This window comes from bacterium, assembly GCA_041648665.1.
Lineage (GTDB): Bacteria > UBA10199 > UBA10199 > 2-02-FULL-44-16 > JAAZCA01 > JAFGMW01.
Genome location: JBAZOP010000084.1, coordinates 1 through 12,839, shown reverse-complemented (window position 1 = coordinate 12,839; position 12,839 = coordinate 1). Strand labels below are relative to the sequence as shown.

The following is a 12,839-nucleotide window of genomic DNA, read 5'->3' as shown; positions in this document are numbered from 1 at the left end:
CGCGCTCGGCATAAAGCCCTTCAACGGCTACAGACCCGAGAACATCGACACCGCGGCCCCGCAGCTCGCGATCATCGGCAACGTGATCCGCAAGGACAACCCCGAGGCCCAGGAGGTGTTGCGGCGCAACATACCGTACCACTCCATGCCGTCGGCGCTGGCATCGCTCTTCCTCGCCGGCAGGACTCCGATAGTGATCGCAGGCACGCACGGCAAGACGACCTCCTCCAATATGGCCGCCTGGCTGCTCGAAGCCGCAGGGGAGTCGCCGGGATTTCTGATAGGCGGCGTGGGGCAGAATTTCGGCAAGAGCTACTCGCTCGGGCACGGCCATTTCTTCGTAGTCGAGGGCGACGAATACGACTCGGCCTTCTTCGACAAGGGGCCGAAGTTCTGGCACTACATGCCGCAGGCTCTGATGATAACATCCATAGAGTTCGACCACGCCGACATCTACCGCGACGTCGATCAGATATACTCCTCCTTCGAGAGGCTCGCGCAGCTCGTGCCCCCGGACGGCATCGTGGTCGCCAACGCCCAAGACGCGCTCGCCATGAAAGCGGCCTTCAAAGCGCAGGCCCGCATAGTCACGTACGCCGCATCAGGCGAGGCGGACTACAGGCCGGAAAAAATCGAGGTCTCGGAAGAGGGGACGCGTTTTTCACTTCTCGGATTCGATTACCTCTTGCCGATGTGGGGTGAATACAACCTTCAGAACGCGATAGGCGTGTTAGTCACGTTGTTGGAATCAGGCATACAGCCGCGCAATCTGGTGAAGGGCCTGGCATCCTTCAAGGGAGTTAAACGGAGGCAGGAGCTGGCCGGCGAAGTCGGCGGCGTCTCAGTGATCGATGATTTTGCGCATCATCCTACCGCCGTCGCAAAAACCATAGCCGGGATCAGAGAGCGTTTCCCCACCTCGCGCATCTGGGCCATCTTCGAGCCGAGGTCCAACACGTCGCGCCGCAATATCTTTCAGAGGCAATTCACCGAAGCCCTCTCATCGGCCGACAAGGTTATACTCGCGAGCCCGTACAAACCCATGACGATTCCAGCCGAGGAGAGATTCGATTCTCACGCGGTGGCCGCAGAGCTCATGCGCAAGGGGACGGACGCGCATCACATAGAGGACGTGGATCACATAGTCGAGTTCGCGGTGCGGGGCGCGGAAAGCGGGGACGTGATGCTCGTGATGTCCAACGGCAGCTTCGGGGGCGTCATCCAGAAGCTCTTGGCCGCGCTTGCCGCGAAGCGCAATGCTTAATTCAGCGGAGAGCTGATGACGATCAGAAAGACGCACCGGTTTCGCAGATTCATCGGCGTCATGGCGCTGTTGTTTGGTTTCCTGGCCGGCGCCTCCTGGCTCGTCAACAGGCCTGAGGTGCTGGCGCACGCGCTCGCCGTCGCCAACGCCGCAGGCAGGCTCAGGATAGAAGTTGGGTCGTTTCAATGGAAACCGATCAGGGGCGAGATCTCTCTGACCTCGCTCTCGCTTGCAGACAAAATGAGCGGCCGGCGCGCCATAATAGGAAACGTCACCCTTGAGTACGCCCTATTGGGATTGGCGCGCGGCAAGCTGGTGATAGACGAACTCCGCCTCAACGACGTAATGATAGACCTCCCGGCATCGCCGGAACAGAAGACAAAGCCCGCGAAAAAACGCTTCAATACGGCCAAGCTCCTGCTCCTCAAGCACATCGAGCTCATCGACGCTTCCGCATCCGGCGTGAACGTGAACATCGGTGACGACAAGAGGCTCATGCTCGACGAGGTCCACGCGGCCCTCGTCCCCAGCATGCTCGGCGATGCCAGGTTCGCCGCACGCGCGGACGGCGTGAAGCTGGACAAGGGAGAAAAGCAGCTGTTCTCCGCCGGATTCGCGTCGCTCAAGACGTCGACCAGGCTAGAACGCTGGCAACGAAGGTTCCCCTATGTCAACGCGTTCAGCGGGAACGTCTCGGTGCGCGACATCGTTACGACGGCGATCGCCGCCGAAGAACTCGACGCGGAGATATCATTCGACGACGACAGGATAGAGCTCAGCGACTTATCACTGCTCATCGAGGGGAGGGAGCTCAAGGGAAAGCTGAACTCCGACATCGAAACACAGGATTTTGCCCTGGACATCGATATCCCCAAGCCCGTATCGCTCCCGTACCTTGGGAAAGAGTCTCAGATATTCGATACCGCAGGAGAGCTCTCCGGCAGCGTCAAGCTGGCGGGCAAAGGATACAAGCCTCTGGAGTCTGAAGGCGCAGGCAGCGCCTCGCTCACATACCGCTTCAAGGCGTCGCCGGATCAGCCGGTCTCGGTAAATTCCAATCTCACATGGAAAGACGGGTCGATACGATTCTCTTCCGGCAGCGCCACGGCAGGCAGCGACGTCGTCGCATTCTCAGGCTCGATCGACGTTGGGGCGAAGTCGATGGACCTGGAGGCAAGCGGCTCTAATTTTCCCGTCGAGCACCTCTTCACCAAGTTCAGCAACCCGCATCTCAAGAAGATCTTCGGACGGAGCGATTGCGAGGTGAAACTCACCGGATGGGGCAAGCAGGTCCACGTCGAGATCCGCGGAGAGACCTTCGAGGGCGGATGGATACCCATCATGGCGGACCGAGTTCTGACGGAGCTCGACATCACCTACGACGAGCTAGTCATGCACAACGACGTATTCACCGCGGAGCGCATGACCGGCAGCTCCGACCTCACCGTCAAATTCGGCGAAAAAATGGCGGACGGCAAAAGGCGTAAGCACATAGATCTCTCATCCGAAATGCATGACATGCCCCTGGACAGATCCATGGAGGCGTTCGGGCTCAAGGGGGTGGGAAACGGCGCAATCGAGCTCACAGGGCCGCACACCGATTTCACCGGCAAGGCCAGGGCTTCGATCACAAACGGCAGCTGGCACGAAATCCCGTTCGAACGCGCGGCCGCCACCGTTGACATCACACGCCGCAGGCTTGAGTTCCTCGACATCGAGGCGGGCCTGCACGGGGAACAGGTCCGCAAGATCGAAGGCGCGCTGGCAGCAGAGCTATCGCCCGGCAGGATGCGGCTGCACGGTGAGCCGATAAAAGGGCTTCTCATCGACGGGACCTACGCGTACGACCCGCACACATGGAGCTTCGCTGAACTCTCATGGACCGGCTCAGGGGGAGAAAGGCTGGGCGCAAAGGGGAGGCTCACATCAGGGGGGCCGATAGACCTCTCGGTGGATGGCACGGTGGACGTATCGGCGCTGTCGCTGCTCACCCCTTCGCTCTACAGGGGGTCGGGGCTACTCGGCGTCGATCTTTCGGTGCGCGGCACGACGAACGACCCCAGATTTTTCGGCAGCATCGAATTCAAAGACAACAACGTGCTGCTCAGAAACCCGCGCGTCGGCCTCGAGAGCGTCACCGGGGCGCTCAGGTTCGACGGCTCACGCGTTCGTTTCGACTCGCTCCAGGCGAAAATGGGCGACGGATCCATGAGCCTCTCCGGCTATCTCGATCATCAGAACTTCAAGCCGGCCCAGTCGGATCTGGCGCTGGCCGCAAGGGGCATGGTCTGGCGCTCCGAGGACGGATACCTGATGCTGGAGTTCGAGGGGGACATCTCACTCACAGGCAGGTTCCCGAACCCGCTGCTCTCGGGCGACATGACGGTGCTCGACGGAAAATACACGAAAGATTTCAACATCATCGACGCGCTGACCGGCGAGAAGAAGATGCGTTCGCGAAAAGAAGTGCAAAAACTCGATTTCGACCCAAGGCTCGCCCTCTCGGTCAGAAACAGCGGAGACATGGAGATCCGTAACAACGTTGGCGACATCTGGCTCGGCATGAACATATCGCTATCGGGGACTAGGTCCAAACCCGTCGTCGCGGGATCGATAAACGCCGACAGCGGCGAACTGCATTACCTCGGACTTAATTTCGATGTCAGCAAGGGCTTCATGGAGTTCAGGGGGGACGTCGACTCGCCGTATCTCGAGGTCTATGCAGAGAAGGAGATCGACGTCTACAGCGTGAACCTAATCCTTCACGGCCCCATCGACAACCTGGCGCTCGATCTCACCGCCACATCGCCCACCGGTCCGCTGGAGAAGCGCGACGTGGTCTCGCTCATACTCTTCGGGATGACCGAACAGGAGCGCATCGCCATACAGAGCGAGGGGCTCTCGGCGGCCATGGTAGCACAGTCGATCACGAGCGTCATAGAGAGGCCGATCGCCAAATTCACCAGGCTCGACGTCTTCAGGTTCGAAGTTCCTGATACGGCGGCGCAGGGCATATCCAGGCTCAACGTCGGCAAGAAGCTGTCGGACAGGTTGAGCGTGAGTTTCGCCACGGACATCGGAACCGACAACGCGGTCCAGACCTTCTCGGCGGAATATCAGATCACCGACAACCTGCTGCTTAAGGGATCTAATTCGACCGACTCGAACTACGAGCTGAGCGGTATTTTGAGATTCAGGATGAGATAGGGGGGAGAGCTGCGGTGAGGGGGAAGCTGCAAAAGATTTCCATGGCTGCGCTGGCGCTGTGCCTGATATCGCGCATGGCGTTTGCCGACCCTGTGTCCTCCGTAGAGATCAACGGACTCAAGAGAATATCGGAGGAGAAGGTCCGCGACGTCATAGCGATAACCTCAGGCGACGAATTCTCGCTGGCGGAGCTCGACCGCTCCGTCAGATACCTGCGCGACTGGGGCGTCTTCGACGAGATAAACGTGAGTCCATCTAAGGACCCGGACGGCGTAACCATCGACTACCGGCTCAAGGAGGCGACGGTGGTCTCGTCCATAGAGATATCCGGCAACTACCCCTTCGTGGAGAACAAGGTCCGCAAATATCTGACCCTGCATGCGGGCGACATCTATACTCCCCAGCGAGTGGATGAACAGGTCGGCAGGATAAAGGAGTTCTACGCCAGACAGGGCTACGTCGGCACCGAGGTCTATATCGAGCAGGAAGAGAACCCGGAGGTAAGCGGCATCGACGTCACCCTGCACATAAAGAACGGCGTCACCCTGAGATACCGCAACGTGGAGGTGGAGGGTAACAGCGCATTTCCCGACAGCAGGTTCAGCTCCTCACTCAACACATGGAAGCCCTTTTCCGAGCAGAGGCTCCGGGCGTCGATCGAAAAACTCGTGAACGCCTATCACGACCACGGATATCCCAAAGCCAGAATCAAGGTCGCGAAGAAAGACATCGATTTTGAATCTGGCAGCGTAGATCTTCTCCTCAAGGTCAGCGAAGGCCCCAGGGTCAAGATCAAGTTCACTGGGGCGCCCCATGCCAGCCGGAAGCGGCTCAGGAAACAGCTCACCATCTTCAAGTTCGAGTCGGTGGACGACTACGAGATGGAGGCCAGCGCCGCATCCATAAAGAAGTTCATGGGGGAGAGGGGATATCCGGATGCAAAAGTGGAGTGGAAAAAATCCCAGCTAGCCGACGATTCCCTGCTCATCGAGTTCGCGATCGAGCCCGGCGCTCCCAGGAGGATCAAGGAGCTGCGATTCGTCGGCGCCAAGGACGTCCGATCTAAAAAACTCGCAGAGGAGATGAAGAACAAGCGAATGGCGCTGGGCCGGCGCGGCACCTATTTCCCCGAATACGTGATCAACGACGACAAAGCCATCGCCAAGGCGCTGGCGCGCGACGGGTATCTGGATTCGACGGTCGGCGAGTGGGAGGTGAAGCCGACCGAGCAAGGATTCGCCCTGAACGTTACCATCCCCATCGAACAGGGGCCAAAGACCCTGGTCGGCGAGATCGATTTCGCCGGCAGCGAGTCCTTCCCACCGGAGAAGCTCATCAAGGCGCTCAAGATCAAGCGAGGAGACCCGCTCAACGAACCAGGGCTGGAGGAGGACAGGCTTCGCCTCCTCTCATTCTATCGCAACAACGGACACCCTTACGCCGAGGTGGGCCAGCAGTACACCGTAAGCCAGGCCCATGAAGCCACCATCACATACGACGTGCGCGAAGGGCCGCTGGTGAGAATAGGCCAGGTGCTGATCGTCGGAGACGTCCTCACCAGCCAAAATGCCATAATGGGAGCAATGGCGCTGAAGGAAGGCGATCCCTTCAGCGAGAAGAAGCTCATCGACAGCCAGCTCAACATACGCAGGCTGGGCCCGTTCTCCTACGTCAGCGTAGAGACCATAGGCGTCGCCGAAAAGCGAGACGTGGTGCACGTGAAGGTCAGAGTCGAGGAACAGAAACCCTTCATGCTCGACCTCGGCATCAACTACTCCACCGACCAATCGCTCACCGGTCAGATGATCTTCAGGAACATCAACTCGTTCGGATGGGCCAAGACCAACACCCTGAAGCTCATGGCTGGAGTCAACCTCTCCAGGGCCGAGATCGGTTGGTACGACCCGCGCTTCTTTGGCAGCAGCGTCGAGATGACCAGCGGCGCGTGGATTCAATACTACAAGGCCCCTTCGTACGCCTATACCCAGGTGGCCGGCACACTGGGCTGGGCAAGGAAACTCCGCCGCCTCGGCTTCTTCTTCCAGTGGGAGCTGGATCGAAACTACTTCGTCGAAGGCGATTCGGTCGCGGCGGACGCGGACAGTCTCCGCGACAACACCATCTCCAAGATATCGCTGACCCAGAGCTACGACTCGCGCGACAGTTTCTCGTTCCCAACCAAGGGCGTCTACACCATAGCCGGAGTGGACATCTTCAATGAGATCGGCGGCGACGATGCGAATTTCTTCCGTTTCAAGGTCAAGGGCGAGTTCGATTACGGGTTCTGGTCCAGGATCGTCTTCTCCACCACGCTCAGACTCGACCGCATCCTAACGATCGGACGCAACGTCAGCGTGCCTACCAACGAGCTGCTCTTCATGGGTGGCGACGACACCGTTCGCGGATTCTCATACCAATCGCTCGGCCCGGTGGACGCGGCCGGCAAGGCCACAGGTTCCAGGGCGCGTTGGATCTTCAACGAAGAGCTGAGGTTTCTGCTCTTCAAGAACCTAAGCTTCGCAGGCTTCTACGACATGGGCAGTTTGACCAACGAATTCTCGGACGTCGGATGGTCTTCCACGGTCCGCAAGTCGGCCGGGATGGGGCTGCGCTACAACACTCCAGTCGGACCGATCCGCGCGGACTACGGATTCAAGATAGACCGCAAGCCAGGCGAATCCATCGGCCATTTCCATCTCACGTTCGGTTATCTGTTCTGAGACCGCTCAGATAAAATCAGGAATTTTTGCTTCTGCCCCTCTGGAGGTTCTCCGGATTTAAGATCAGCCTCTGCAGCAGCTCCACGTTGATCGGCTTGCCGGAGAAGAAGTCCTCGAAGAACTTGTTGGCAGCGTAGTAGAAGAGCCCTATCAGCTCCACCTGACCGAGCAGGAACTCCGCGCGCGCCCTGTTCTCCTTCGGCAGCGAGACCTTCGCCTCCGTCACTTTTGCGCGCGTGCGCTCGATGGTGGTGATCGCGTCGGTCAGCGTGCCCATGATCTTCGTGAGGAAATCGGAGATCACCTTTTTGGGATAAGTGCGCTCGGCAGCGTAGTAATCCTTGCGCGAGCCCTTCACCCACACCTTCCGCACCAGGCTGTACTCTTCAAGCATGCGTATGTTGATGGAGATGTTGCTCTTCGAGACGCCCAGCCTCTCGCCTATCTCGTCCAACGAGAGAGGCTCCTCGGAGAGGAAGAGCAGCGCGTAGATCTGGCCGCCGACGCGGTTTATCATACCCAGCAGCGCGCTCGAAACCTTGCCGGCGCCCTGGATGAACACCTCGACCGCCTCGTCAAGGAGCTTGTCGCCTTCTTCTCTCTTCGCCGGCTTCGTCTTCATCCCCACCTCGTGTCGACGTCAACGCCGCGCTGCCCTCATCGCGCTTCGCCCCATACTTCTCCCACAACTCCTCGCGCCCTTTAGGCGTGGAGAGCTTCGTGATCAGCTGCGGAATGGATTCCTTTCCCTTCCGGTCCTGGCTGTCCAGCGCATTCATGATGTAAATCATGCGCTGCACGGCCGTGAAGATCGTCATGCCCGCTATGAAGCAGAGCGCCGCGATCATGAGCACCGGAGCGGGCTGCGCCCACCACCTGTGCAGGGCCATGGTCATGATCGGGTCGAAGGCCGCGGCCACGCCCAGAGAGACGATCCGCTCGGGCCTCTGCATCATGCCGATCTTACAGTCTATGCCTATGCCCTCGCCGCGCGCCCTGGTGTAGCTAACCATCTGCGAGCCGATCATCGCCGCAATCGTCACCGGCAGCATGAACGAGCTCCTGAAGAAGTAGGCGAGCCCCATGTAGCACGCGCCCTCGCCGAAGCGATCCATCACCGCGTCGAAGTACGCTCCGGAGCGGGAAGTGCGCCCGGTCATGCGCGCCACCCTTCCGTCGAACATGTCGAACGTCGCGCCGAATATCATCATCCAGCCAGCGTACCCGAGCCATCCGGACGCGAAGAGATAAGCGGCCATGCAGGAGATCAGGAAACCGATCGCGGTTATTGTGTTAGGTCCCATCTTGAGTTTCACGAACAGGCGCACGATCGGGTCCGTGGTCCAGAACCACCACATCCTCGTACCGCTGGAGAGAAACTTCGATGGATCGTTCTTCGTCCCCTCGAACGTGCGGGTGAGCCTCTTTCGTCCCCAAAACTGAAACACGAGGTAGGAGACGAGCAGGATCACGTTGATGGCGAGCAAGGGACCCAGGGTGATCCAGATCGGATTTATGTCTGCAATGGTCTTCATATCGTCGAGAACATTCTAATTGCTTGAATTATTAAGGGTTTTAAGCTGAGAATTGGTGCATCATTTGCGCCCTTATGTCAAGTGCGGCTAATGAATTTTCCTTGCCAATCAGCCACTTGGCGCGTTAGAGAGCAGGGCCACTATGTCGAATAAACCCAAACACAGGTTCTGGCGCGGGAAAATCCTGCCAAAGCTCGCTCTCACAGTAGTTCCGCTTCCGAAGAACACCTTCTGCTCCATAGACGTCACTAACAAGTGCAACCTGCGTTGCCGCCACTGTTATTACTTCTCATACGATCAGGAGAAAGGGCCGGAGCTCTCCGTGGAGGAATGGCTCTCGCGCATAGAGAAGATGCAGTCCGGAAAGGCAGCCTTCTTCTCATGCACGTGGGTGGGTGGCGAACCCCTGCTTCGCCGCGAGCTGATAGAGAAAGGCCGCAGATTCTTCAGGGCAAACCGCGTGGTCACAAACGGCACGATGCCGCTCCCGGACTGGCCTGAGGTCGAATTCCACATCTCGATCGACGGCACGCGCGAGCAGCACGACGGGATCCGGGGCCAGGGATGCTACGACAGGATAATGAAGAACATACGCGACCCGCGCTGCAAGGATCTCAACATCGCGGCCGCCTGCTGCCTGAGCAGAAGCAACGCTGAATCCATAGATCGAATACTCGCGGAGCTTAGGGAGATTCCGCACATACGCCACGTGCTCTTCGACTTCATGACGCCGGTCAAGGGCGTTGAAGAGAAGATGTGGATCACCTTCCCGGAGAGACGCGAGCTGATCAAGAAGCTCAATTCTCTAAGGAAGACCTATGGCGATTTCATCGGCGGTCCTCCTGGCACTTTCGATCTCATGTTGGAGGAGAACCGGCACAGCTGCGTGGGCTCGAACTGCGTCTTTGTGCAAAACGGCGCCGCGTTCGACGCATGGGGCAACGTGAAGAAGCCGTGCGTGATCGGCCCAGGGGCCGACTGCGACCGCTGCGGCTGCATCGTCCCGTTTTCGCTCCGCGCCTGGAAAAAACCCTCGAATCTCCTTCGTGAAATCCTTAGCGACATAATAAAGAACAAATAAGATAAAAAAGAAGCCCCGAGATTTCTCTCGGGGCTTCCAATTACCGCTTAACTTCCTACGAGTTCGACTTAGAACTCATAGCCGAAGGCCAGCGCGCCGCCGAATACGTACTCGGTGTTGCCGCCGCCCGCCGGATTGACGATATCAAACCTCGGCTCGACGCGCAGCTTCGCGCCGTCGGCGATCGCGTAATTGACCGCGAGGTTGATCTGATAGATCGACTGCTCAGCGCCCGTCAGGTTCGTCCAGAAGGTCGCGACTGCGAGGTTGGACGGATCAAACTGCTTCGCGTATGCAAAGCGGAGCGTTCCATCCCACACATCGCTGAACACGTACTTCAGGTTGAGCAAGCCGCCCATATACTCGGTGTTGCTGCCGCCGAACGCGTTGTCGCGACGGAAGATACCTTCGAGGCCCAGGTTGAACGCCTCGGTGATCCACCAGCTCAGATCCAGGTCGCCCAGGTACGTGAAGTGCTTGTTGCTGACGCGCGTTTCCGGACCGAACTGACCGCTGATGCCGAACGTGCTCTCTGAACCCTCTTCGCCCCAGTTGAAGCCCAGGCGGAGACCGAAGGACGGGACGTCGTTGATCTTGACGTCGCTGTCCTGCGTCAGCGTGTTGACCACGTAGAAATGGAAGTCAACCAGGTCGCTGAACGCGTAATAGATCTTCATACCGGTCGTGTTCGAAGAACGAAGGCCGGTGGAGATCACCGACTTGGAGATCGTGTCGTTGTCGATGACATCGACAGCCTCGAAGCCGATCGGGGTGTTGAAACGACCGAGCAGGAACTCGATGCCGTTGCCGACCGGAATATTGGCCGTGGCATAAGCCTGTTCGAGCGTGAACGCAGCCATCGTGAAGGCGCCGCCGGATGCCGCACGCGCAAAGTCTAGATCAGCGCGCAGCCTTACGTTCTCGCCGAAGCTCTTCATGATGTCCAACTCCACCTCGTCAACGAAGAACGAGAAGTGGTCAGTGCTGGCACCCGGGACCTGACCCAGGTACTTGCCCATCGGGCCGGCGAAGTAACCGATATCACCATCCGTGGTGAAGTAGGTCACTGCCTTGTTGTTGTTGTGCTGATAGCCGCCGCCGGCCATCACGTGACCGGCCATCTCAAAGCCGCCGGCTACGTACTTCTCTTGTGCAGAGGCGCTCGTCGCGATAAACGCGAAGAGACCCAGCGCCAGAGCTATAGTAAATAATTTTTTCATGTTGTTTCTCTCCTTTATCGATTTCGCTTCCGAGGAGGAGGGATCATTCCCCCCTTCCGGAATATACTGCCGAGCACAGATGTCGTACGTAGGTTATGTATCTTCCCGCGGAGCGGCCATTCGGAGAGAGCACCCCCTTTCCCGGCCTGATTTCCGCTTGGGTTCTTGTTTAGGAGTTCTTCGTCTAACTGTTCGATTCTCCCATGTCAACCCGGCCCCCGGCGATTGTGCGCCACTGATGGACGGGTTTATTATCTGTGCCTGATTTTAAAGAAATGACTTTAGAGCCGCAAGAAAAATACATGTTAAATAAGCACTTTTTGATTTTATACGCCGCCGGCTCCGGAAAAACGCGAATCTCCCGCTTTTTCCCTTGACTGCATCCATCAAAGTCAATTACACGAATAATATCATGGAGATAAAGCGAACAACACATCGAATTCTGGTCGTCGATGATGAGCCTGAAATCCACGCCGTGTTGGGAAAACTCCTTGAAAATGAAGGATATGAAGTAGTCAGCACGTATAACGCCAAACAGGCGCTGGACTCCATAGCAGAGAAAAGGCCTGATCTCATCCTCTTAGATATCATGATGCCCAAGGTCTCAGGCATCGAGCTGTGCAAGCTCATCAAGTCAGACCCTGCCATGCAGGACATACTAGTCCTCATCGTCTCCGCCCGCGACGACCAGTCGGACCGCATAGACGGGCTCGCCCACGGCGCGGACGACTACGTCTCCAAACCGTTTCACCTGCGCTCGCTCGCCCGCAAGATCGAACACATGCTGGACAAAAAAAAGAAAACAGACTTTGAAAAAGAAATCGGAAGATAATTACTGGCTTCGGGTCCTGTCAGGCAATCTACTCGTATTTTTTGGCCTCAGCCACCCTCCCCATCCTCATATAACAAAGATGCAGAAGGTTCTTCGCGAACGGTGACTGGGACTTGGCGTAGAACGGAGCAAGCCCTTTCGCCGCCTCATCATACAACCCGTAGCTGAAATAGAGCTGCGCATCGAGCAGCGCCTTCCCCTCCTCCGTGAGATTGAGCGAAGAGATCTTCGCAAGATCGGCATCGAGCCTGCGCTCGTCGTTGTCGGAGAGCGTCTGGAATTTGAATCCAGGCGTCCTGCTCTTCTCGGATTTGTCGCTCGCAGCCAGGAACCATTTGTACTCCCGACCCTTTGCGAGCCCAAACTTACACGGGCATACGCCCACATTGGTTGCGCCTGCCGAGAGCAGGATCGATCCCAGCCGTCTCCCCGACATGTCCATGACCACGAGCGCGGGCTTCACCCAGTCCTTACCGATCGGCTCGCTCCACTTGAAATCTATGCTCGGAGAAAGCCTGACCGCGGTCCCGGAGGGATAGAGGGCAATCAGCCCCTGGCCGCCCAGCTTGTCGAAGTCGATCTTGAGCGCATGAGGCCCCTCCACCTTCTTCACCATGCCGTGCACCGTCGGACCTTTGCCGGCGGAGGCTATCTCTTTCATGGCGATCGTGATGCCGGCGCCGAGGCTCGTCGATTTGCCCTCGGAGGGGGCGCCCACGGTATAGCTCCGGCCGGCCGACACCTCGTCGAGCGAGCCGCTCTCGCAGAGCACTGAGGCCCTGGCATCCTTGCCGACCGTGACGATCGCGCCATCGGCAAGCTCGGCGCCGATGATCGCCTTGGTCTCCTTGCCTCCCTGCTTCACCCCCACCTCGCCCTTCGCGTCCACGAGGACTGCGGAGGAATACGCGCTCGCTGAGATGATCAAAACAGCGACCGCCGCCGCCATCATATATAATGCTCTCATAAGCCTCTCCCTT

At 58.2% G+C, this 12,839-nt stretch carries 9 protein-coding genes; 5 read left to right on the top strand and 4 right to left on the bottom strand.

The genetic code is table 11. The annotated features are described in order from the left end of the window. The 3 genes from WC683_16625 to bamA form a co-directional block, all read left to right on the top strand. On the top strand, positions 1–1,264 hold a 1,264-nt coding region (locus WC683_16625; GenBank protein MFA4974234.1), incomplete at its 5' end, for a Mur ligase family protein. A 15-nt stretch (positions 1,265–1,279) separates the two neighbouring features. Then, positions 1,280–4,471 (top strand): translocation/assembly module TamB domain-containing protein, encoded by a 3,192-nt coding sequence (locus WC683_16620; GenBank protein ID MFA4974233.1) that lies wholly within the window; start codon positions 1,280–1,282, stop codon positions 4,469–4,471. A 14-nt stretch (positions 4,472–4,485) separates the two neighbouring features. After that, on the top strand, positions 4,486–7,191 hold the full coding sequence (bamA, locus tag WC683_16615) for an outer membrane protein assembly factor BamA (GenBank protein MFA4974232.1): 2,706 nt from the start codon (positions 4,486–4,488) through the stop codon (positions 7,189–7,191). A 16-nt stretch (positions 7,192–7,207) separates the two neighbouring features. On the opposite strand, the gene WC683_16610 is transcribed toward bamA, so the two are convergent. Together WC683_16610 and WC683_16605 are read right to left on the bottom strand one after the other, a co-directional pair. Further along, positions 7,208–7,813 carry a helix-turn-helix domain-containing protein gene (locus WC683_16610; GenBank protein MFA4974231.1) on the bottom strand — a complete coding sequence of 202 codons (606 nt, stop codon included), beginning with the start codon at positions 7,811–7,813 and terminating at the stop codon, positions 7,208–7,210. Then, positions 7,767–8,726 (bottom strand): CDP-alcohol phosphatidyltransferase family protein, encoded by a 960-nt coding sequence (locus tag WC683_16605; GenBank protein ID MFA4974230.1) that lies wholly within the window; start codon positions 8,724–8,726, stop codon positions 7,767–7,769. The genes WC683_16610 and WC683_16605 overlap by 47 nt, the downstream gene beginning before the upstream one ends. 142 nt (positions 8,727–8,868) lie before the next feature. On the opposite strand from WC683_16605, the gene WC683_16600 reads away from it, so the two are divergent. Next, positions 8,869–9,807, top strand: a complete 939-nt coding sequence (locus tag WC683_16600; protein MFA4974229.1) for a radical SAM protein — start codon at positions 8,869–8,871, stop codon at positions 9,805–9,807. A 68-nt stretch (positions 9,808–9,875) separates the two neighbouring features. On the opposite strand, the gene WC683_16595 is transcribed toward WC683_16600, so the two are convergent. Further along, positions 9,876–11,027 (bottom strand): outer membrane beta-barrel protein, encoded by a 1,152-nt coding sequence (locus WC683_16595; protein MFA4974228.1) that lies wholly within the window; start codon positions 11,025–11,027, stop codon positions 9,876–9,878. Between the two features lie 412 nt (positions 11,028–11,439). Here WC683_16595 and WC683_16590 point away from each other — a divergent pair, with 412 nt between their 5' ends. Next, the gene (locus WC683_16590) at positions 11,440–11,859 is read left to right on the top strand and encodes a response regulator (GenBank protein ID MFA4974227.1); all 420 of its coding nucleotides are present in this window, start codon (positions 11,440–11,442) and stop codon (positions 11,857–11,859) included. A 28-nt stretch (positions 11,860–11,887) separates the two neighbouring features. On the opposite strand, the gene WC683_16585 is transcribed toward WC683_16590, so the two are convergent. After that, positions 11,888–12,826: a hypothetical protein gene (locus WC683_16585; GenBank protein MFA4974226.1), complete on the bottom strand. Its 939-nt coding sequence runs from the start codon at positions 12,824–12,826 to the stop codon at positions 11,888–11,890. Between the last annotated feature and the right edge of the window lie 13 nt (positions 12,827–12,839).

Excerpts from the sequence above, each read along its gene's own strand:
- WC683_16620 (MFA4974233.1), top strand. The coding sequence starts at position 1,280 with ATGACGATCAGAAAGACGCACCGGTTTCGCAGATTCATCGGCGTCATG.
- WC683_16610 (MFA4974231.1), bottom strand. The coding sequence starts at position 7,813 with ATGAAGACGAAGCCGGCGAAGAGAGAAGAAGGCGACAAGCTCCTTGAC.
- WC683_16605 (MFA4974230.1), bottom strand. The coding sequence starts at position 8,726 with ATGAAGACCATTGCAGACATAAATCCGATCTGGATCACCCTGGGTCCC.
- WC683_16600 (MFA4974229.1), top strand. The coding sequence starts at position 8,869 with ATGTCGAATAAACCCAAACACAGGTTCTGGCGCGGGAAAATCCTGCCA.
- WC683_16595 (MFA4974228.1), bottom strand. The coding sequence starts at position 11,027 with ATGAAAAAATTATTTACTATAGCTCTGGCGCTGGGTCTCTTCGCGTTT.
- WC683_16590 (MFA4974227.1), top strand. The coding sequence starts at position 11,440 with ATGGAGATAAAGCGAACAACACATCGAATTCTGGTCGTCGATGATGAG.
- WC683_16585 (MFA4974226.1), bottom strand. The coding sequence starts at position 12,826 with ATGAGAGCATTATATATGATGGCGGCGGCGGTCGCTGTTTTGATCATC.